The 21,589-nt window shown below is 46.0% G+C and carries 16 protein-coding genes and 1 tRNA gene; all 17 read left to right on the top strand.

Features of this window, described 5'->3' with window-relative positions:
- The first annotated feature begins 116 nt into the window (after positions 1–116).
- A complete protein-coding gene (locus NKU06_RS03060) occupies positions 117–1,442 on the top strand; it encodes a hypothetical protein (RefSeq protein WP_254728673.1) in 1,326 nt (441 codons plus the stop codon).
- A 259-nt stretch (positions 1,443–1,701) separates the two neighbouring features.
- Positions 1,702–2,076, top strand: a complete 375-nt coding sequence (rpsL, locus tag NKU06_RS03055) for a 30S ribosomal protein S12 (protein WP_003656377.1) — start codon at positions 1,702–1,704, stop codon at positions 2,074–2,076.
- Between the two features lie 113 nt (positions 2,077–2,189).
- Positions 2,190–2,663 (top strand): 30S ribosomal protein S7, encoded by a 474-nt coding sequence (gene rpsG, locus NKU06_RS03050; RefSeq protein WP_253222967.1) that lies wholly within the window; start codon positions 2,190–2,192, stop codon positions 2,661–2,663.
- 138 nt (positions 2,664–2,801) lie between these two features.
- A complete protein-coding gene (gene fusA / locus NKU06_RS03045) occupies positions 2,802–4,928 on the top strand; it encodes an elongation factor G (RefSeq protein WP_254728671.1) in 2,127 nt (708 codons plus the stop codon).
- Positions 4,929–5,048: 120 nt separating this feature from the next.
- Positions 5,049–6,239 carry an elongation factor Tu gene (gene tuf, locus NKU06_RS03040; protein WP_253222969.1) on the top strand — a complete coding sequence of 397 codons (1,191 nt, stop codon included), beginning with the start codon at positions 5,049–5,051 and terminating at the stop codon, positions 6,237–6,239.
- Positions 6,240–6,394: 155 nt separating this feature from the next.
- A tRNA-Trp gene (locus NKU06_RS03035) sits at positions 6,395–6,470 on the top strand.
- 53 nt (positions 6,471–6,523) lie between these two features.
- Entirely contained in the window at positions 6,524–6,985 is a 462-nt protein-coding gene (gene secE / locus NKU06_RS03030; protein ID WP_254728669.1) for a preprotein translocase subunit SecE, read from the top strand.
- Between the two features lie 19 nt (positions 6,986–7,004).
- On the top strand, positions 7,005–7,535 hold the full coding sequence (gene nusG, locus NKU06_RS03025; protein ID WP_253224308.1) for a transcription termination/antitermination protein NusG: 531 nt from the start codon (positions 7,005–7,007) through the stop codon (positions 7,533–7,535).
- Positions 7,536–7,639: 104 nt separating this feature from the next.
- On the top strand, positions 7,640–8,071 hold the full coding sequence (gene rplK / locus NKU06_RS03020; RefSeq protein WP_253224307.1) for a 50S ribosomal protein L11: 432 nt from the start codon (positions 7,640–7,642) through the stop codon (positions 8,069–8,071).
- Position 8,072: 1 nt separating this feature from the next.
- Entirely contained in the window at positions 8,073–8,774 is a 702-nt protein-coding gene (rplA, locus tag NKU06_RS03015; RefSeq protein ID WP_253224306.1) for a 50S ribosomal protein L1, read from the top strand.
- Between the two features lie 329 nt (positions 8,775–9,103).
- A complete protein-coding gene (gene rplJ, locus NKU06_RS03010; RefSeq protein WP_253224305.1) occupies positions 9,104–9,607 on the top strand; it encodes a 50S ribosomal protein L10 in 504 nt (167 codons plus the stop codon).
- 58 nt (positions 9,608–9,665) lie between these two features.
- Positions 9,666–10,040, top strand: a complete 375-nt coding sequence (gene rplL, locus NKU06_RS03005; protein ID WP_253224304.1) for a 50S ribosomal protein L7/L12 — start codon at positions 9,666–9,668, stop codon at positions 10,038–10,040.
- 535 nt (positions 10,041–10,575) lie between these two features.
- Positions 10,576–14,667: a DNA-directed RNA polymerase subunit beta gene (gene rpoB, locus NKU06_RS03000; protein WP_254728667.1), complete on the top strand. Its 4,092-nt coding sequence runs from the start codon at positions 10,576–10,578 to the stop codon at positions 14,665–14,667.
- An 82-nt stretch (positions 14,668–14,749) separates the two neighbouring features.
- Positions 14,750–18,985, top strand: a complete 4,236-nt coding sequence (gene rpoC / locus NKU06_RS02995) for a DNA-directed RNA polymerase subunit beta' (RefSeq protein WP_254728665.1) — start codon at positions 14,750–14,752, stop codon at positions 18,983–18,985.
- Positions 18,986–19,284: 299 nt separating this feature from the next.
- Positions 19,285–20,511 carry a phosphoglycerate dehydrogenase gene (serA, locus tag NKU06_RS02990; RefSeq protein WP_078318068.1) on the top strand — a complete coding sequence of 409 codons (1,227 nt, stop codon included), beginning with the start codon at positions 19,285–19,287 and terminating at the stop codon, positions 20,509–20,511.
- 116 nt (positions 20,512–20,627) lie between these two features.
- Positions 20,628–21,047, top strand: coding sequence for a hypothetical protein (locus NKU06_RS02985; protein ID WP_254728663.1), 420 nt, complete (start codon positions 20,628–20,630; stop codon positions 21,045–21,047).
- Positions 21,048–21,374: 327 nt separating this feature from the next.
- Positions 21,375–21,587 carry a cold-shock protein gene (locus NKU06_RS02980; protein ID WP_078254876.1) on the top strand — a complete coding sequence of 71 codons (213 nt, stop codon included), beginning with the start codon at positions 21,375–21,377 and terminating at the stop codon, positions 21,585–21,587.
- The last annotated feature ends 2 nt before the right edge of the window (positions 21,588–21,589 follow it).

The following is a 21,589-nucleotide window of genomic DNA, read 5'->3' as shown; positions in this document are numbered from 1 at the left end:
TGTGTAGCATTACTCACAATGGCAAACCGATTATGCCTAGCGATGGCGCGGTTTTTGTGTTAGGCTAGTGGTCATGATGTATGAATTTGAAATATGAATGAAAAATGGAGTGTAACATGGCAAGGGCCAATAAAAAATCAAAAAAAGTGAAACAAAAAATCAGCGAGCATAACACCAAGCTTGCCCAAGAAGTAGCAACTTTTGATGATCCTGAGATCGTCGCTGTCGTTGAGAGCAATAACGATGCGGTTGATGAAGTGCTGGTCATTCGTGATAGCGATGATCAAGCTGATTCAAAACCCGATATAAAATCCGATATAAAGGAAACCCACACTGAGCAGGCGGATAAGCCAAATATCATTGATGATGTTAAAGAAACTAAAGAAACCATTCAAGAAGTTGTCACAGAGACAGTGAATGATTTGACTGATAAAGTACAAGACGCTTTTAAAACTGATGATATTAAAAGTAATGATACAGATGAGCAGACAGCAGATGAAATGCACGCAAGTGCGAAATCTTTTGCCAAACCATTAAGCAGAGTCAAGCGCGGTGGTATCGGTGCGAAACTTGGGCAGATGGGCGCGTATTTGTCCGATTTGACCGCTGATCAAGCCAAGTCGTATGCTGCGGTGGATTTGCAGCAGACAGAATTTAAAAAAGATATGTTCCACGAGCAAAGCAGCCATCTGGCAATGCAGTTATTGGGTCCGAAAGCGGCAACTGTGCAGGGTCTAATGGGGAAGTTTATTGCACCAAATAAAGTCGATGGTGTGATGGAAATTGCTTATCAAAAAATCGCAACTTGGGCGCAGGCGTGGGCAATGAAGGATTTGCAAAAACGCGATGAGTTCGCGCAGCTTGCCACGCTTGATGATGCATCGCGCGCCACGCTGCTTGCTGATGTCGTACATCAAAACCGCGCGCTTGCGACTTTGGGCGGCATTGCAGGTTTGGCAGGGCTAAAGGGCGTGGTGATTGATACCGTGTGGCTGCTGTTTGTCAGTCTGCGTACAGTGTATCAAGTGGCGGCGGTGTCAAATCAGCCATTGATCGGTAAAGACGGCATCAAAAAAGCCTACGGTATGCTCTCAGGGGCAAATTTACAAAAACTTCAAGAAAAACAAATCATTATGACTGCTCTGACCATCGGTCAAGGAATGCTTGCCAAGGCGCAAGAAACAGGGCTGCAAAGCGAGATTCAGGCATTAGGCGGCCGCTATCAAGCATCAAAAGCTTATACCGATCAATTTGTCAAGCTGCAAGATTATGTGGATTTGGATAAATTTAATCCATCGTGGCTTAACAAACTGCTGCCACTGATCGCGGTCGGTGTCGGCGCGCATTATAATCATCAGCTGATCGATGAAGTGATTGGCACGGCTTTGGCGACTTTTAACGCACCAAAAGCGCTTGAGCCAAAGGCGGCCAAAGAAGCCTAATGGCCATGCGATAGCCGTATGATGTCATCGAATTGACATATTCAGCTGCTATGATGAGTATGCCAAATTCATGGCTGATGACGATTGATAAAAACTTCAAGTTTTGACTATTTTTCGTCAAGGCTTGAAGTTTTTTTGATTTGGATTTATAATATAGTGTCCCAAAAAGGGTACATTGCGTTATTAGCTTGATTTTGCTGAGATTTCGGCAGGGTTAGCTAATGGCGAATTTTTAACAACAACGGGAGAGAATTGCCCTATGGCAACTACAAACCAGCTAATCCGCAAGGGTCGCACAACCATCAAGGAAAAATCAAAAGTTCCTGCGTTGCAAGCGTGCCCACAGCGTCGTGGCGTGTGTACTCGTGTTTACACCACCACACCAAAAAAACCAAACTCAGCAATGCGTAAAGTGTGCCGTGTGCGTTTGACTTCAGGCTATGAAGTATCAAGCTACATCGGTGGTGAAGGCCACAACCTTCAAGAGCACAGCGTTGTTCTAATCCGTGGCGGTCGTGTTAAAGACTTGCCAGGTGTGCGTTATCACACCGTGCGTGGTGCACTTGACTGTGCAGGCGTGAAAGATCGTAAGCAAGGCCGTTCTAAGTACGGTGCTAAGCGTCCTAAGGCATAAGCCTAAGACATCATTTGCATATGACGGGTTTGGTGTGTGAAACCCAAGTGTGCAGTAAGGCTGGTTAAACCTAGCTTTATACCAGATAATCCTGAAGAACAAGGAAATTTATTATGCCAAGACGTCGTGTCGTCGCTGCCCGTGAAATCCTACCAGATCCAAAATTCGGCAGCCAAACAATCGCTAAATTCATCAACCATGTAATGGTCGATGGCAAAAAATCAGTTGCAGAAAAGATCGTTTACGGTGCACTAGAAGCAGTTGCTGCTAAAAAAGACATCGCAGATCCAGTTGCGTTCTTTGAAGAAGTGCTAGAAAATGTTCGCCCAACCGTCGAAGTTAAAGCTCGCCGTGTTGGTGGTGCTACCTACCAAGTACCTATGGAAGTACGCCCATCCCGTCGTACTGCCCTAGCAATGCGTTGGTTGGCAGACGCTGCAGCCAAGCGTTCTGAAAAATCAATGGCTCTACGCCTAGCTGGTGAGCTAAATGATGCTTCAGAAGGTAAAGGTGCAGCCATCAAGAAACGCGATGATGTTCACCGTATGGCGGACGCGAACAAAGCGTTCTCACACTATCGCTTCTAATTGGTTTTGGCTGAGTTATCAGCTGACCAAGCGATTGTTTTTGGGTAATTTCCCAAACAAAACTCAAAAATCTGCCAGACCGAGCACTGTTTGGCTGGCGGATTTACCAAATTAAACAGAATTTTTCTAGGAAAAATTATGGCTCGTACAACCCCAATTAGCCGCTACCGCAACATCGGTATCTCGGCACACATTGACGCCGGTAAGACTACTACTTCTGAGCGTATTTTGTTCTACACAGGTGTATCACACAAGATCGGTGAAGTACACGATGGTGCTGCTACCATGGACTGGATGGAACAAGAGCAAGAGCGTGGTATTACCATTACTTCTGCTGCAACCACCGCATTCTGGTCAGGCATGGGCAACCAGTTCAAAGAACACCGCATTAACGTTATTGACACCCCAGGCCACGTTGACTTCACGATCGAAGTTGAGCGTTCTATGCGTGTACTTGACGGTGCGTGCATGGTTTACTGTGCGGTAGGTGGTGTACAGCCACAGTCTGAAACTGTATGGCGTCAGGCTAACAAATATAAAGTACCTCGTCTAGCGTTCGTTAACAAAATGGACCGTACTGGTGCCAACTTCTTCCGCGTCGTTGAGCAAATGAAAACTCGCCTAGGCGGTAACCCAGTGCCTATCGTTGTACCAGTAGGTGCAGAAGATACTTTCTCTGGTGTTATCGATTTGATCGAGATGAAATCAATCATCTGGGATGAGCCATCACAAGGTATGAAGTTTGAGTACGGCGATATTCCAGCAGACCTACAAGACACTGCTGACGAATGGCGTACCAACATGGTTGAAGCGGCTGCCGAAGCATCAGAAGAGTTGATGGACAAATACCTGGAAAATGGCGATCTAACCAAAGAAGAGATCGTTCAAGGTCTGCGTATCCGCACCCTGGCTTGCGAAATCCAACCAATGCTTTGTGGTTCTGCGTTCAAGAACAAAGGCGTACAGCGTATGCTTGACGCTGTGATCGAGTTCCTACCAGCACCAAACGATGTTGAAGCGATCAAAGGTATCCTAGATGACAAAGACGAGACTGAAGCATCTCGTGAAGCATCTGATGAAGCACCATTTGCTGCACTTGCGTTCAAAATCATGAACGACAAATATGTTGGTAACCTAACATTCGTTCGTGTGTACTCAGGCGTAGTTAAGCAAGGCGACAGCGTTTATAACCCTGTTAAGATGAAGCGTGAGCGTATCGGTCGTATCGTACAGATGCACGCAAACGAGCAAAAAGAAGTGGAAGAAATCCGCGCAGGTGACATCGCTGCCCTAGTTGGTATGAAAGATGTAACCACTGGTGATACGCTGTGTGACAACGACAACATCATCACCCTAGAGCGTATGGAATTCCCTGAGCCAGTAATCTCTCTAGCTGTTGAGCCAAAAACCAAGGCCGACCAAGAGAAGATGTCTGTTGCTCTAGGCCGTCTAGCAAAAGAAGACCCATCGTTCCGTGTTCGCACTGACGAAGAATCAGGCCAAACCATCATCTCAGGTATGGGTGAGCTACATCTTGACATCATCGTTGACCGTATGAAGCGTGAATTCGGTGTTGAAGCGAACATCGGTGCACCACAGGTTGCATATCGTGAAACAATCCGTCAAACCATCGAAGTTGAAGGCAAATTCGTTCGCCAAACTGGTGGTCGTGGTAAGTTTGGTCATGTATGGCTACGCCTAGAACCGCTTGATCCTACTGGCGATGTAGAATACGAATTCGCTGAAGAGATCGTTGGTGGTGTGGTTCCAAAAGAATACCATGCAGCGGTTGATAAAGGTATTCAAGAGCGTATGAAGAGCGGTGTTATCGCAGGCTACCCAGTAGTTGGCGTAAAAGCGACGCTATACGATGGTTCATACCACGATGTTGACTCTGACGAACTATCGTTCAAAATGGCAGGTTCAATGGCGTTCAAAAAAGGCTTCCTACAAGCAAGCCCTGCGCTACTAGAGCCTATCATGAAAGTTGAAGTAGAAACTCCAGAAGACTACATGGGCGACATCATGGGCGACTTGAACCGTCGTCGTGGTATGGTTCAAGGTATGGATGATCTACCTGGCGGTACTAAGTCTATCCGTGCAGAAGTACCACTAGCTGAGATGTTCGGCTATGCAACTCAAATGCGTTCTATGTCTCAAGGTCGTGCAACTTACTCAATGGAGTTTGTAAAATATCAAGAAACTCCGAAGAATGTTGCTGACGAGATCATCAAGAAGTTCACTGCGAAGGATGATGACGAGTAATTTATCGTCACATTCTGACAAACCTGTCAATGCTGTCTATTTGGGCAGCATTGCAGATTAATTTATTAACCTTTGTGCATCGGGATACACCCAAAATGCACATTTATCGAGGAAACCATCATGGCAAAGGCCAAGTTTGAACGTAACAAGCCACACGTAAACGTTGGTACCATCGGTCACGTTGACCATGGTAAAACCACTCTAACTGCTGCTATCGCTACTGTTGCTGCTAAGCACCACGGCGGTGAAGCAAAAGACTACGCTGCAATTGACTCAGCTCCAGAAGAAAAAGCACGTGGTATTACCATTAACACTTCTCACATCGAGTACGACACTGCAAACCGTCACTACGCACACGTTGACTGCCCAGGCCACGCTGACTATGTTAAAAACATGATCACTGGTGCTGCACAGATGGACGGCGCGATCCTAGTTGTATCTGCAACTGACGGCCCAATGCCACAAACTCGTGAGCACATCCTACTATCTCGTCAGGTTGGTGTACCATACATCATGGTATTCATGAACAAGTGCGACATGGTTGATGACGAAGAACTACTAGAGCTAGTTGAAATGGAAGTTCGTGAACTTCTATCTGACTACGACTTCCCAGGTGATGACACCCCAATCATCAAAGGCTCTGCACTAGAAGCACTAAACGGCGCTGACAGCAAGTACGGTGAGCCAGCAGTTCTAGAACTACTAGACACTCTAGACACTTACATCCCAGAGCCAGAGCGTGCTGTTGATAAAGCATTCTTGATGCCAATCGAAGATGTATTCTCAATCTCAGGTCGTGGTACTGTTGTAACTGGTCGTGTTGAATCAGGCGTCATCAAAGTTGGTGAAGAGATCGAAATCGTTGGTATCAAACCAACTCAAAAAACTACCTGTACTGGTGTTGAAATGTTCCGTAAGCTGCTAGACGAAGGTCGTGCAGGTGAGAACTGTGGTATCCTACTTCGTGGTACTAAGCGTGAAGAAGTTCAACGCGGTCAAGTACTTGCTAAGCCAGGTTCAATCACCCCACACACCAAGTTCGACGCAGAAGTATACGTACTATCAAAAGAAGAAGGTGGTCGTCACACGCCATTCCTAAATGGCTATCGCCCACAGTTCTACTTCCGTACTACTGACGTAACTGGTGCAATCACTCTACAAGAAGGCACTGAAATGGTTATGCCAGGCGATAACGTTGAGATGAGCGTTGAGCTAATCCACCCAATCGCTATGGACAAAGGTCTTCGCTTCGCGATCCGTGAAGGCGGCCGTACCGTAGGTGCTGGTGTTGTTGCTACTGTTAAAGACTAATCGTTAAACAGTCACAAACCAACCATAAAACAAAAAGGCAAACCTGAAAAGGGTTTGTCTTTTTGTTTGTAAGTATGAAAAAAGGTGCAATTTTTAAATAAAAAGACTTGCAAAAATAAAAAACCTTGCTATAATAGCAACCCATAACTAACCCTAGGCGATTGGCTCAATTGGTAGAGCATCGGACTCCAAATTCGAGGGTTGGGGGTTCGAGTCCCTCATCGCCTGCCATCTTCTTTTACACATTCTAGTATAAAATTGGTCACTCCAAGGCAAGTCACTGCATGAGCAAGAATAAAGACACATTGGATACCCAATCTTCGAATACTATCTCGTCAAAAAAACCCATCACCATTTCTAAAGAAAGCGTTGTAGAAGTTGCAAAAACTCGTACAGGCTTAGATTCTGTGCTTTGGGTATTGGCGATTTTGGCATTGATTGCATCAACCTTGGTTGGTGAGTATTTGCCACGATATTGGGCACAAGCGAATGACATTTGGACGCAGATCGGTATTACCGTTTCGCTTGTCGTCTTTGCATTCGCTTGCTTGGCATTAACGCATCAAGGTCGTGCATTTAAGACCTTGCTAAAAGATGCAGGCATTGAACTGCGCCGTGTGACTTGGCCGAGTAAAGACGAAACCATCAAATACACTTGGCAAGTGATCTTAGTCATGATCATTGTCGGTTTGATGGTGTGGTTACTCGATATGTTCTTTAGTTATGTTGTTGGTTTTATCATTTAATCAGACAGTGGAATAACTCATGCGTTGGTATATCATTCAAGCATTCTCAGGCTATGAAAATCAAGTTCAGCGTTCGTTGATTGAGCGTATTAAGCGCAGCGATTTTGCTGATAAATTTGGCGATGTTTTGGTACCGACCGAAGAAGTCATCGAAATGCGCGATGGCAAAAAACGCACCGTGCAACAAAAGCTGTTCCCGGGCTATGTCTTGATTAATATGGAAATGAACGAAGATACTTGGCATGTGGTGAAAAACTGCCCAAATATCTCAGGTTTCATCGGTGGAACTCCAGAACATCCAGCACCGATTACCAAGGCTGAAGCGGATCGTATCCTAAATCGTATCAATAAAACAGGTGATGCGCCGCGTCCGAAGACCTTGTTCGAGCCAGGTGAAGAAGTATTGGTCATTGACGGTCCATTTACAGATTTCAAAGGTTTGGTGAAAAAAGTCGATTACGACAAATCAAAACTTCATCTGACTGTTAGCGTATTTAATCGCCCAACTGATGTAGAACTTGAGTTCACAAAGGTTGAAAAGATTAACTGATTGCCGTATAATATGCGGTTTTGGGCTCTAGGCGATTTGTCTAGGGCTTGTTATTAACTTGGGGAGCTATTTTAGCGTTATCACCCATCATTGGAGAGAATCTCATGGCAAAGAAGATTGATGGCTACATCAAGCTACAAGTGCCTGCTGGTAAAGCAAACCCTTCACCACCGATTGGTCCTGCATTGGGTCAAAAAGGCGTGAACATCATGGCATTCTGTAAAGAGTTCAACGCCGCATCTGCAAACATTGAACCAGGTCTGCCAATCCCAGTGGTTATCACTGTATTCAACGACAAATCATTCACTTTCGTGATGAAGTCGCCACCAGCGGCAGTTCTACTGCGTAAAGCAGCAGGTATTGCTAAAGGTTCTAGCACACCACACAGCGCAAAAGTTGGTACTGTAACTCGTGCACAACTTGAAGAAATCGTAAAAACCAAACAAGCAGACCTAACCGCTGCTGACCTTGATGCGGCTGTTCGTACCATCGCTGGTACTGCACGCTCAATGGGTATCACTGTGGAGGGTGTGTAACATGGCAAAGCTAACTAAGCGTCAACAGCTAATCAAAGATCGTGTAGATAGCAATAAGCTATACACCATCGAAGAAGCGGTAGCAATCCTAAACGATCTACCAGCAGCGAAATTCAAAGAGTCTATCGACATCGCTATCAACCTAGGTGTTGATCCGCGTAAATCAGACCAAGTGGTTCGTGGTGCAACCAACCTACCTGCAGGTACTGGTAAAACTAAGCGCGTTGCTGTATTTGCACAAGGCGCAGCTGCTGATGCAGCAAAAGAAGCTGGTGCGGATGTGGTCGGTTTTGAAGACTTAGCAGAAAGCATCAAAGCTGGCAATATGGACTTCGATGTCGTTATCGCATCTCCAGACGCAATGCGTGTTGTTGGTCAGCTAGGTACTATCCTAGGCCCACGTGGTCTTATGCCAAACCCAAAAGTTGGCACAGTAACTGCTGATGTTGCAACTGCTGTTAAGAATACCAAAGCTGGTCAGGCTCAATACCGTGTTGATAAAGCGGGTATCATCCACGCATCAATCGGTCAAGTTGGCTTCACTGCAGAACAAATCGAGCAAAACGCAACTGCGCTACTAAACGACCTTAAGCGTGCTAAGCCTGCGACTTCTAAAGGTATCTACATCAAGAAGATCACACTATCTAGCACTATGGGTCCTGGTATTGCAATCGATCCAGTTCCACATCGCGCGAACAAGTAATTTATCCTTAAAATTAAGTTAGATACAAGTTTTAACTTGATTTTGAAATAAATTGCCTTATAATAGTGCGAATTTCATCATCGGGCGACCCGAAAAGCATAAGCTTTGCTCGATGATGAATTAAGAATTTTAAATTTAGCTCAGCACACCGGGTTGTGCTGTCTAAGACCGTAGGTGCTCTTTTGAGTCTAATTGGGAAACCTGCCTACGCAGACGGTGAGACTTATGTCCCCGTAATGGTGCAAAGGTTTGGCGCATTGCCAGATGCTTTGTGAAATTAGCTTATTGTTTGTGCAGTTTTTGCCAAGCAATAAATTTGGAGACAACCCATGGCACTAAATCTTCAAGACAAACAAGCAATTGTTGCTGAAGTAAATGAAGCTGCCAAAGGTGCGCTCTCTGCTGTAGTTGCCGATTCACGCGGTGTTACAGTAGCAAAGATGACCGAACTTCGTAAAGCTGCTCGTGAAGCAGGTGTTGATATGCGTATCGTGCGTAACACTTTGTTGCGTCGCGCTCTAGCTGACACTTCTTTCGAGTGCATGAACGATGTATTCGTTGGTCCTACTCTAATCGCATTCTCTAACGAGCACCCAGGTGCAGCAGCACGCTTGTTCAAAGAATTTGCTAAGGCCAATGACAAGTTCGAAATCAAAGGCGCAGCTTTTGAAGGTGAATTTATCGACGCAAAATCTATCGATCGCCTAGCAACCCTACCTACTTACGACGAAGCTATCGCTCGCCTAATGGGTACTATGAAAGAAGCAGCAGCAGGCAAACTTGCTCGCACTCTAGCTGCTCTACGCGACAAGATGGAAGCAGAAGCGGCTTAATTTACCGTTTTTTTATTAAACTTATTTACTCTCATACCTTTATTTAGGAATAATTGCTATGTCACTAACTAACGAACAAATCCTAGACGCAATCGCGGCAAAATCAGTAATGGAAATCGTTGAGCTTATCTCTGCGATGGAAGAAAAATTCGGCGTATCTGCAGCAGCTCTAGCAGCAGCTCCAGCAGCTGGCGGCGACGCTGGCGGCGCAGCTGAAGAAAAAGACGACTTCAATGTTGTTCTAACCAATGGCGGCGACAAGAAAGTAGCTGTAATTAAAGTTGTTCGCGAAGTAACTGGCCTAGGCTTGAAAGAAGCTAAAGACCTAGTTGAAGGCGCTCCACAAACTGTTAAAGAAGGTGCTTCTAAAGCTGAAGCTGAAGAGCTTAAGAAGAAACTTGAAGAAGCAGGCGCTACTGTTGAACTTAAATAATTTAGACAATCTGCCTTTGGCTGCCTAAGCCAAACAGATCAAAATTATTTAACCAAAAAAGCCAATAATGTATTGCATTGTTGGCTTTTTTTTATTATAATTCAGTATTTGACCTTTTGTGCAACTTTCAACAGCTAGCGAGAGATTTGCACATCGCAAAAGGACAAACGCACCCATGCAAGCTGAACGACTGACTCACCCTTAATTGATGATTTGGGCTAAATACTTATCGGTATTTGGCGCTTTGTTGTGTCTACGCGTTGTCAAGATTTATGCAATATGCCATTGGCGTTGTTTTTCATTGCCAATGACTGCCAAATCTGCCACGATGCCTTGTATTTTTTGCGTTTTTCCTTTCTAAAAAAGTTCAAAATGGGTGCATAATTTAGGTAAATTGCAACGATTTACCAAAAAATTTAAAAAAGTTTGTCCAATTTTTTGGGCAATTGAAAAGTTTGCCTGACTTGTTTGGGCATATGTTTTAGGCTGTGCTTGTCCATTGGCAGCACAATAGTAACGAACCTAAGGAATCTTAATGGCATATTCTTATACCGAAAAGAAACGCATTCGTAAAAGTTTTTCAAGGCTCCCTGATGTCATGGATGTGCCGTATCTGCTCGCCATCCAAGTGGATTCTTATGAGCAATTTTTGCAAGAGCACAAAAAGCCTAAGGCGCGTGCCAATGTCGGCTTGCAAGCGGCATTTTCTTCGATTTTCCCAATCGAAAGCCATTCTGGTAATGCGCAGCTGCAGTTTGTTGAGTATTATTTAGGCGAGCCTGAGTTCGATGAGCGTGAGTGCATCATGCGTGGCTCGACTTTCGCAGCACCATTGCGCGTGAAAATTCGCCTTGTCATCAAAGACAAAGAAAATAAAACCGCCATCAAAGATGTCCGCGAACAAAGCGTCTATATGGGCGAAATCCCATTGATGACTGACAACGGCACTTTCATCATCAACGGTACTGAGCGTGTCATCGTATCGCAGCTGCATCGTTCACCGGGTGTGTTCTTCGATCACGACAAGGGTAAATCACATTCAAGCGGCAAAGTGCTGTACAATGCACGCATCATTCCTTACCGTGGTTCATGGTTAGATTTCGAATTTGATGTAAAAGACCTAGTATATGCGCGTATCGACCGCCGTCGCAAGCTACTTGCGACCATCATTCTGCGCGCGATCGGCATGGATACACAGCAAATCCTTGATGCATTCTTTGAAAAAGTAGAAGTGTTCAAAGGTTCAGAATCATTTGAAATTGAACTGATTGCTGATCGTCTAAAAGGTGAGATGGCACAGTTTGACATCGTATCACCAGATGGTAAAGTGATCGTCGAACAAGGTCAGCGTATCAACGCGCGCCGCATCAAGCAAATCGTTGAGTCTGGCATGACCAAGCTTGCTGTACCTGATGAGTACCTGTATGAGCGTATCATTGCTGAAGACATCGTGGTTAATGATGAAGTCATCGTTCGTGCCAACAGCCTAATCGATCATGACACGCTGGTGAAATTGGCTGAGAAAAATGTTCAGTCGTTCAAAATCTTATTTACCAATGACATCGATCATGGTTCATTCATCGCCGATACTTTGCGCGCGGACACTGTCTTGACACGCGAAGAAGCATTGATCGAAATCTACAAAGTGATGCGTCCAGGCGAGCCACCAACGCTTGAAACAGCTGAAAAGCTATTTGAATCAATGTTCTTTAGCCAAGAGCGCTATGATCTATCAAATGTCGGTCGTATGAAGTTTAACCGCCGTTTGGGCCGTGATTTCATTGATACTGACGACATCGAAGTACAGCGCGAGCAGGGCGTATTGTCAAATGCTGACATCGTCGATGTGCTAAAAGAGCTGATTGAGATCCGCAATGGTCGCGGTGAAGTGGATGATATCGATCACTTGGGTAACCGTCGTATCCGCTCAGTGGGTGAGATGACCGAGAACCAATTCCGTATCGGTCTTGCGCGTGTGGAGCGTGCGGTCAAAGAGCGTCTGACCACTGCTGATTCAGACAATCTATCACCACAAGATTTGATCAACTCAAAACCAGTGGCAGCAGCGATCAAAGAATTCTTTGGCTCAAGCCAATTGTCACAGTTCATGGACCAAAACAACCCATTGTCTGAGATCACGCACAAGCGTCGTGTTTCAGCGCTTGGCCCAGGTGGTCTGACTCGTGAGCGTGCAGGCTTTGAAGTGCGTGACGTACACACCACTCACTATGGCCGTGTGTGTCCGATTGAGACTCCTGAAGGTCCAAACATTGGTCTGATCAACTCATTGGCAGTATTTGCTAAGACCAATAACTTTGGTTTCCTTGAGACGCCTTATCGTCGTGTCATCGACGGTCGCGTAACCGATGAGATCGATTATGTCTCAGCGATCGAAGAAGTGGGCATGGTGATTGCACAGGCTGACTCGCCGATGAACGAAAATGGCGAGCTGACCGAAGAGATGGTCATGGTGCGTTATCATGGCGAATCGGTGCGTATGAGCGCGGATAAAGTGACTCATATGGATGTATCACCGCGTCAGGTAGTCTCAGTTGCTGCAAGCTTGATTCCATTCCTTGAGCATGACGATGCGAACCGTGCATTGATGGGTTCGAACATGCAACGTCAGGCTGTACCAACTTTGCGTTCAGATAAACCATTGGTTGGTACTGGTATGGAACGCCATGTTGCTCGTGACTCAGGCGTGTGTGTGGTTGCTAAACGCGGTGGTGTGATTGAAGAAGTTGATGCCAGCCGTATCATCGTGCGTGTCAATGAAAGTGAGATGACTGCAGGTGAAGCGGGTATTGATATCTATAACTTGATCAAATACACTCGTTCTAACCAAAACACCTGTATCAACCAACGTGTCATCGTCAATGAAGGTGATGAAATCGCTCGTGGCGACATCCTTGCTGATGGCCCATCGACTGATCTTGGTGAACTGGCTTTGGGTCAGAATATGCGTGTGGCGTTCATGCCATGGAACGGTTATAACTTTGAAGACTCCATCTTGCTATCTGAGCGTGTGGTACAAGAAGATCGTTTCACCACCATTCACATTCAAGAGCTGACTTGTGTGGCTCGTGATACCAAGCTTGGCCCTGAAGAAATCACTGGCGATATTCCAAACGTTGGTGAAGCAGCACTTGCTAACCTTGATGAAGCTGGTATCGTGTATATCGGTGCTGAAGTGGATGCAGGCGATATCTTGGTGGGTAAAGTCACACCAAAAGGCGAAAGCCAATTGACACCAGAAGAAAAGCTACTTCGTGCAATCTTCGGTGAAAAAGCGGCAGATGTCAAAGATACATCACTGCGCGTACCATCATCAACCAAGGGTACCGTCATCGATGTACAAGTCTTCACCCGTGATGGTCTAGAAAAAGACAGCCGTGCTAAGTCTATCGAAAAAGCGATGCTGGATAATTACCGCAAAGACTTAAAAGAAGAGTTGGTGATTTTTGAAGCGGCGGCAAAAGGCCGTATCCTAAGCCTGCTTGACGGCAAAAAGGTCTCAGGCGGTGCAGGCTTTAAGGCAGGTACTGTATTGGCACTTGCTGATATCGAGAACCTACCGCTAGAAACTTTGCTTGACATTCAGCCTGCTGAAGAAGAAGTATCAGAGCGTCTAGGTCAAATCGCTGAATTCCTAAGCGATAAGCAAAAAGACATCGACAACAAGTTTGCTGAGAAAAAACGCAAATTGACCCAAGGTGATGATTTGGCACATGGTGTCCAAAAAATCGTTAAGGTCTATTTGGCGGTGAAACGTCGCATTCAGCCTGGTGATAAGATGGCTGGTCGTCATGGTAACAAGGGTGTTGTCTCGCGCATCATGCCTGTAGAAGATATGCCTTATGACGAAAACGGCAAGCCGGTTGATATCGTACTAAACCCACTGGGTGTACCATCGCGTATGAACATCGGTCAGGTACTTGAGACGCATCTAGGTATGGCGGCAAAAGGCTTGGGCGATAAGATTGATGGTATGCTACGCGCCCAAGCAAGCATCGCTGAGTTGCGTGATTTCTTGGATAAGATCTATAACAAAGTTGGCGGTGAGCAAGTTGATCTAGACAGCTTATCTGATGAAGATTTGCTGGCATTGGCTCAAAACTTGCGTGCAGGTGTACCAATGGGTACTGCGGTCTTTGATGGTGCTAAAGAAACCCAAATCAAAGAGCTACTAAGCCTAGCAGGTCTATCGACCACAGGTCAGCAAACGCTTTATGACGGCCGTACTGGTAAGAAATTTGACCGTCCTGTGACTGTCGGCTATATGTATATGCTGAAGCTGAACCACTTGGTTGATGACAAGATGCACGCGCGTTCGACTGGTTCTTACTCGCTAGTCACTCAGCAGCCACTTGGCGGTAAAGCACAGTTCGGTGGTCAGCGTTTCGGTGAGATGGAGGTCTGGGCACTAGAAGCATACGGCGCAACTTATACGCTACAAGAGATGCTGACAGTCAAGTCGGACGATGTCGAAGGCCGTACCCGCATGTATAAGAACATCGTTGATGGTGAGCAATACATGAATCCAGGTATGCCTGAGTCATTCAATGTCTTGACCAAAGAGATTCGCTCGCTAGGTATTAACATTGACTTAAAAGAAAAGAAATAAGTCAGCCAAGACCAAAATTTGCCTAGCCATCGAGCGTGGTGGCTAGGCGTCAGAATTACGACGAATACAACGGAGAAACCTTTTGAAAGATTTATTAGATATCATGAAAGGCCCTGCTGACAGTGGTGCAAGAGAATTTGACAGCATTCAAATCTCGCTTGCGTCGCCTGAAGCTATCAAATCTTGGTCACACGGTGAAGTGAAAAAGCCAGAAACCATCAACTATCGCACCTTTAAGCCTGAGCGTGATGGCTTGTTCTGTGCCAAAATTTTTGGCCCAGTCAAGGACTTTGAGTGCTTGTGTGGTAAATATAAACGCCGCAAATTCCAAGGTATCATCTGCGAAAAATGTGGCGTTGAAGTAACCGCTGCCAAAGTTCGCCGTGAACGCATGGGTCATATCGAATTGGCAAGCCCAGTTGCACACATTTGGTTCCTAAAATCCCTACCAAGCCGTATCGGTCTATTGCTTGACATCACCTTGCGTGATATTGAGCGTGTGCTATATTTCGAAAGCTACATCGTCACCGATCCTGGCATGACTAGCCTTGAAAAATATCAACTGCTTGACGATGAAGAATACTTCACTGCGCTTGAGCAATATGGTGATGAATTCGTTGCGAAGATGGGTGCTGAAGCAGTACAAGACCTACTGCGTGACATCGATGTCGATGGTGAGATTGATGAGCTGCGCCAAGCTATTCCACAAACTGGCTCAGAAACCAAGCTGAAAAAAATGGCAAAACGCCTACAGCTGCTAGAGTCATTCCGTGAGTCAGGCAATAAGCCTGAGTGGATGGTAATGACAGTATTGCCAGTATTGCCACCAGATTTGCGTCCGCTTGTACCGCTTGAAGGTGGTCGTTTTGCCACGTCGGATTTGAATGATCTGTATCGCCGTGTGATCAACCGTAACAACCGCTTGAAGCGTCTGCTTGAACTGAACGCACCAGATATCATCGTGCGTAACGAAAAGCGTATGCTACAAGAAGCGGTCGATGCACTGCTGGATAACGGTCGCCGTGGTCGTGCAATTACTGGTTCTAACAAGCGTCCGCTGAAATCTTTGGCAGATATGATCAAAGGTAAGCAAGGTCGTTTCCGCCAAAACCTATTGGGTAAACGTGTTGACTACTCTGGTCGTTCGGTCATCGTTGTGGGTCCGACTCTACGCCTACATCAATGTGGTCTGCCAAAGAAAATGGCACTTGAGCTATTCAAGCCATTTACTTATGCCAAATTGCTACAAAACAACATTGCAAGCACCATCAAAGCTGCCAAAAAGATGGTAGAGCGTGAAGAGCCTGCGGTGTGGGATATGCTTGCCATGGTCATCCGTGAGCATCCAGTACTACTAAACCGTGCACCAACGCTACACCGTTTAGGTCTGCAAGCATTTGAACCAGTACTGATTGAAGGTAAAGCGATTCAGCTACACCCACTGGTCTGTGCGGCATTTAACGCCGACTTCGACGGTGACCAAATGGCGGTACACGTACCATTGACGCTAGAAGCACAGCTAGAAGCCCGTGCGCTGATGATGTCAACCAACAACATTCTATCACCAGCAAACGGTGAGCCGATTATCGTTCCATCTCAGGATGTCGTTTTGGGCTTGTACTATATCAGCCGTGCCTGCGTTAATGCTAAAGGTGAAGGCATGGTGTTTAGCACCGTGAACGAAGCGTTGCGTGCGATTGGTTCTGACGATTTGTCAGTTAATGCCAAAATCAAAGTGCGTGTGGCTGAGACCATTTTGGATGAAAAAACTGGCGAAAAAACCAGCCATACAGAGATCAAAGAAACCGTCGCAGGTCGCTTGCTGATTTGGAACATCATGCCTGAAGGTATGGCGTTCAGCGAGTGCAACACCGAGATGACCAAGAAAAACATCTCAAAACTGCTAAACTCTTGCTATCGTAAGCTTGGCGTAAAAGAGTCGGTGATGTTCGCTGACCAATTGATGTACCTAGGTTTCGCCCAAGCGACCCTATCTGGTATCTCAATCGGTATGGAAGACATGGTTATCCCACCGACCAAAAAAGAAATCGTCGATGCCGCTGATGCAGAAGTGCGCGACATTGAGAACCAATTTGAACAAGGTTTTGTAACCGCGGGCGAGCGCTATAACAAAGTCGTTGATATTTGGGCGCGTACATCGGATAAAATCGCGAATGCGATGATGGAAAACCTATCAACCGATGAAGTCATCAATGCTGATGGCGAAACCGAACGCCAAAAATCATTCAACTCAATCTACATGATGGCGGACTCAGGTGCTCGTGGTAGCGCAACTCAGATTCGTCAGCTTGCAGGTATGCGTGGTTTGATGGCAAAACCAGACGGCTCGATCATCGAGACGCCGATTAAGGCGAACTTCCGCGAAGGTCTGACCGTTTTGCAGTACTTTATCTCAACGCACGGTGCGCGTAAAGGTCTTGCCGATACCGCATTGAAAACAGCGAACTCTGGTTACTTGACGCGTCGTCTGGTCGATGTGGCACAAGATTTGGTCATCACCACAGATGATTGTGGTACAGAAGCAGGTCAGCGCATGACACCAGTGATCGACGGTGGTGAAATCGTTGAACGCCTAGGTGATCGCGTACTTGGTCGTGTGGCGGCCAAAGATGTCATCAATGCTGATGGTGAAGTCGTGGTAGCTGCAGGTACACTGATTGATGAGCGTTTGGTTGAAAAGCTTGATGCCAATGCCATTGATGAGGTTTATGTCCGCTCAGTCATCACCTGTGAAGCATCTCAAGGCGTGTGTGCTAAGTGTTATGGCCGTGACCTAGCTCGTGGCCATCTGGTGAATATCGGTGAATCTGTGGGCGTCATGGCAGCACAGTCAATCGGTGAACCGGGTACACAGCTTACCATGCGTACTTTCCACGTGGGTGGTGCGGCATCTGCAGCATCGGTGGATAACAGTGTGTCAGTCGGTAATACGGGTACTGTCCGTTTCCACAACATGAAAACTGTAGAACACGCTGATGGCCACCTAGTCATCGTCTCTCGTTCTGCTGAGATTGGCGTTGCTGATAGCCAAGGTCGTGAGCGTGAACGCTATAAAGTGCCTTATGGCTCAAGCGTCCTAGTACGCGATGGCGACGCGGTAGAAGCAGGTCAAGTGATCGCAAAATGGGATCCACATACCCATCCAATCATCACCGAATTTGCAGGTACAGCGCGCTTTAGCGACATCACCGATGGCATGACTGCAACGGTGAAAGTCGATGAGATGACTGGTGTCAGCTCGTTTGAAATCCTGGCAAGCAAAGACCGTCCAAGCATCGCTAAAGACTTGCGTCCTGCGATCATCTTGGATACGGATGATGGCAAAGAAGTGGTATATTTCCTGCCGAACGAAACCATCATCCGTGTTGCCGAAGGTGAGCATGTGACTGCAGGCTCGGTTCTAGGTCGTGTACCGCAAGCCACTTCAGGCACCAAAGATATTACCGGTGGTCTGCCACGCGTTGCCGACCTATTCGAAGCTCGTCGTCCAAAAGATCATGCGATCATGGCTGAGATGAGTGGCGTGGTGAGCTTTGGTAAAGAAACCAAAGGCAAAAACCGCTTTATCATCACCAATGAAGATGGCGATGTGCATGAAGAGCTGATTCCAAAATGGCGTCAAATCAATGTCTTTGAAGGCGAAACAGTGGAGCGTGGCGAAATCATCTCTGACGGTCCGCAAAACCCACACGATATCTTGCGTCTAAAAGGCGAAACTGCATTGGCAAACTACATTGTCAATGAAGTCCAAGAAGTTTATCGCTTACAAGGTGTTAAGATCAACGATAAGCACATCGAAGTCATCGTGCGTCAGATGCTGCGTAAAGTTGAGATCATCGACGGTGGTGATTCAAGCTACTTCAAAGGCGACCAAGCTGAATACTCGAAGATTCGTGCGTTGAACGCTGAATTGACTGCCAACAACAAGTTCCCAGTGCAGTATGAGCGTCAGCTACTTGGTATCACCAAAGCAAGTCTTGCAACCGAAAGCTTCATCTCAGCAGCATCGTTCCAAGAGACAACCCGTGTCTTGACAGCAGCTGCGGTGATGGGTAAAGTCGATGACCTAAGCGGTCTAAAAGAGAACGTCGTGGTGGGTCGCTTGATCCCAGCAGGTACTGGTTTGGCTTATCACCAAAACCGCCAACGCAAAGCTGAAAAAGCCATCAAAGAAGCGTTACCTGTTGAAGAGCTATTGGGCGATTTGACTGCAGCAAGCACTGAGCCTGTAGCAGATCTAAGTGTCGAAGATAGCTTTGCTAAAGCATTCGCCGACGAATTGGGTAGCCAAGAGTAATGCCGATGTAATAACAAAAGCCTGTCATGCGTGCGTGATGGGCTTTTGTGTTTTTGTCATGATGACAAATTTGGCTTGGCATAACACGGGCTATCAATCAGGTGTTGCCGCTAAGGTTTTGCCTTTGATTTTATTCAGTCAAGCCGCCATCATTGATTAAGAATCAGCCAATCAAAAGCTGACATTGGTTGTTTTTTATATTCCCAAGTTTTATATGTAAATTACTTTGCAAAACTTGCAAAAAAATATCATTCAGTGTATAACAGTACAGTGAATTTCACCTGCCAAAGGATTAGACCATGACCTTATCACTTCATAAAGATAAAATCCGCTTTTTGCTTTTAGAGGGCGTGCATGACAACGCCCTAAAAGTCCTAAATGACGCCGGTTATACCAACATTGAATACATCAAATCAGCCTTGGACGAAGCTGAGCTGATTGAGAAAATCAAAGATGCACACTTTATTGGTATCCGTTCACGCACTCAGCTGACTCGCAAAGTGCTAGAAAGTGCCGAAAAATTGATCGCCATCGGTTGCTTCTGCATTGGTACAAACCAAGTCGATCTAGAAGCAGCGCTAGAGTTGGGTATTCCTGTATTTAATGCACCGTATTCAAACACGCGTTCTGTGGCAGAGCTTGTGCTTGCTGAGACCATCATGCTGATGCGTGGCGTTCCTGAAAAAAATGCCGTCGTCCATCGTGGTGGCTGGAATAAATCAGCCAAAGACAGCTATGAAGTGCGTGGCAAAGTGATGGGTATTGTTGGTTATGGTTCTATCGGCTCGCAGCTGTCAGTACTTGCCGAAAGCCTGGGTATGAAAGTCATCTATCATGATGCTGTGACAAAGTTACCGCTGGGCAATGCGGTACAAGTCGGTAGCCTAGAGGAGCTACTTGCCAAAGCGGATGTCGTGACCTTGCATGTGCCTGATTTGCCAAGCACTCGCAATATGATGACTGCCAAAGAATTTGCACAGATGAAAGATGGTGCATTCTTTATTAATGCCGCTCGTGGTGGCTGCGTGGATATCGATGCCTTGGCTGCAGCACTTGAAAGCAAAAAAATCTTGGGTGCTGCCATCGATGTATTCCCAAAAGAGCCAAAATCAGCAGACGAAGTGTTCGAGTCACCACTGCGTGCCTTTGATAATGTCATCTTGACCCCGCACGTGGGTGGCTCAACCCAAGAAGCGCAGGCGAACATCGGTCTTGAAGTCGGTGAGAAATTCGTTCGTTATTCTGATCAAGGCGATACGACAAGTGCGGTCAATTTCCCAAATGTCTCTATCCCATTCACCGAAGGTACGCACCGCCTATTGCACATCCATCGCAACGTCCCTGGCGTACTATCACAAATCAACGCATCGTTTGCTGATGCAGGCATCAACATCGCCGCTCAGTCATTGATGACCAAAGGCGATGTCGGCTATCTGGTCATGGATGTTGATGACAATGATTCGGACAAGGCGATGGCTCGTCTGCGTGCCGTACCTGAGACCATCCGTGTGCGTGTATTGTTCTGATTGCGTCGCCCTGTGATTGCATAAAAAGCCAAATTGCATCGTCGATTTGGCTTTTTTGTTGGTGGCGAAACAGCCAAGCTTTGGCTATAATAGCGATTTTGTAATTTGAGATGACCATGATTGACCAACCGCTACTCATCACCATCTATCTGTGGGCAAGCCTAGCTGTGGCACTGATGATTATTATCGAAAATGGGCTGCTGCGTCGGTACGGTGGTCGCCTACCGAATACGCCGCTGTTGATGGTGATTAGCATCACAACGAGCATTTGGGGCTTTATTGTGCCTGCTGTGCTGTACTTTTTACCAATAGAAGGCATGATGCGTGCGGTGCCTGTGGCGTATATCGTCTATGTGTTTGCCACTTTGGTGTATAGTTTTCGCTTGGTGCGTGGCAAGGATTTGCCCGATGATCCCAATGACATCATCATGCCGAGTGCTTATATGAATTTTTGTCAGTCATTTGGCATCGTGTATTTGTTATTGTGCATGGTGGTATTGGCGTGGCATCATGGCGTGGTTCAGTTACCACTGTGATGATGTCATTCACTGAGTGAATATTTTTATAAATAATTTAAGACTTTTTGAGAAAAATTTGTTATAATAATTCTCATGGTATTTATGTACCAGAGTTTGATTTAGTTTAGACATAGATTTTTCTTGGTCTAGACCGAAATGACTTTGATAACTGCAGACAGACGCAGTGGTATCAAGCATTCTTTAGAAAGACCAGTAAGTTTCTTATTTGGATGAGTGAAGAAGTTGGGGCGATTCGCCTGTGATCCCAAACGTTTTGTAAGTTTTGCATGAATAGCATAAGTTGCGTGTTTTACGCTTTTCATCATCCCAATTAGGACAATTATTATGTCAAACAAAGTACTAGGCACTGTAAAGTGGTTCAATGAATCTAAAGGTTTTGGTTTTATCGCTCAAGATAATGGCGGTCAAGACGTATTCGCACATTACAGCGCGATCAAAGGTTCTGGCTTCAAGACCCTTGCAGAAGGTCAAAAAGTATCATTCATTCTAGGCGAAGGCAAAAAAGGCCCACAAGCTGAAGAAATCGAAGCAATCTAATC

The organism is Moraxella sp. FZLJ2109 (assembly GCF_024296965.1).
Lineage (GTDB): Bacteria > Pseudomonadota > Gammaproteobacteria > Pseudomonadales > Moraxellaceae > Moraxella.
The sequence above is the reverse complement of the archived record's forward strand: the minus strand, read 5'-3'. Positions and strand labels throughout refer to the sequence as shown.

Coding starts and splice junctions, on each gene's coding strand:
- NKU06_RS03060 (WP_254728673.1), top strand. CDS start 117: ATGGCAAGGGCCAATAAAAAATCAAAAAAAGTGAAACAAAAAATCAGC.
- rpsL (WP_003656377.1), top strand. CDS start 1,702: ATGGCAACTACAAACCAGCTAATCCGCAAGGGTCGCACAACCATCAAG.
- rpsG (WP_253222967.1), top strand. CDS start 2,190: ATGCCAAGACGTCGTGTCGTCGCTGCCCGTGAAATCCTACCAGATCCA.
- fusA (WP_254728671.1), top strand. CDS start 2,802: ATGGCTCGTACAACCCCAATTAGCCGCTACCGCAACATCGGTATCTCG.
- tuf (WP_253222969.1), top strand. CDS start 5,049: ATGGCAAAGGCCAAGTTTGAACGTAACAAGCCACACGTAAACGTTGGT.
- secE (WP_254728669.1), top strand. CDS start 6,524: ATGAGCAAGAATAAAGACACATTGGATACCCAATCTTCGAATACTATC.
- nusG (WP_253224308.1), top strand. CDS start 7,005: ATGCGTTGGTATATCATTCAAGCATTCTCAGGCTATGAAAATCAAGTT.
- rplK (WP_253224307.1), top strand. CDS start 7,640: ATGGCAAAGAAGATTGATGGCTACATCAAGCTACAAGTGCCTGCTGGT.
- rplA (WP_253224306.1), top strand. CDS start 8,073: ATGGCAAAGCTAACTAAGCGTCAACAGCTAATCAAAGATCGTGTAGAT.
- rplJ (WP_253224305.1), top strand. CDS start 9,104: ATGGCACTAAATCTTCAAGACAAACAAGCAATTGTTGCTGAAGTAAAT.
- rplL (WP_253224304.1), top strand. CDS start 9,666: ATGTCACTAACTAACGAACAAATCCTAGACGCAATCGCGGCAAAATCA.
- rpoB (WP_254728667.1), top strand. CDS start 10,576: ATGGCATATTCTTATACCGAAAAGAAACGCATTCGTAAAAGTTTTTCA.
- serA (WP_078318068.1), top strand. CDS start 19,285: ATGACCTTATCACTTCATAAAGATAAAATCCGCTTTTTGCTTTTAGAG.
- NKU06_RS02985 (WP_254728663.1), top strand. CDS start 20,628: ATGATTGACCAACCGCTACTCATCACCATCTATCTGTGGGCAAGCCTA.
- NKU06_RS02980 (WP_078254876.1), top strand. CDS start 21,375: ATGTCAAACAAAGTACTAGGCACTGTAAAGTGGTTCAATGAATCTAAA.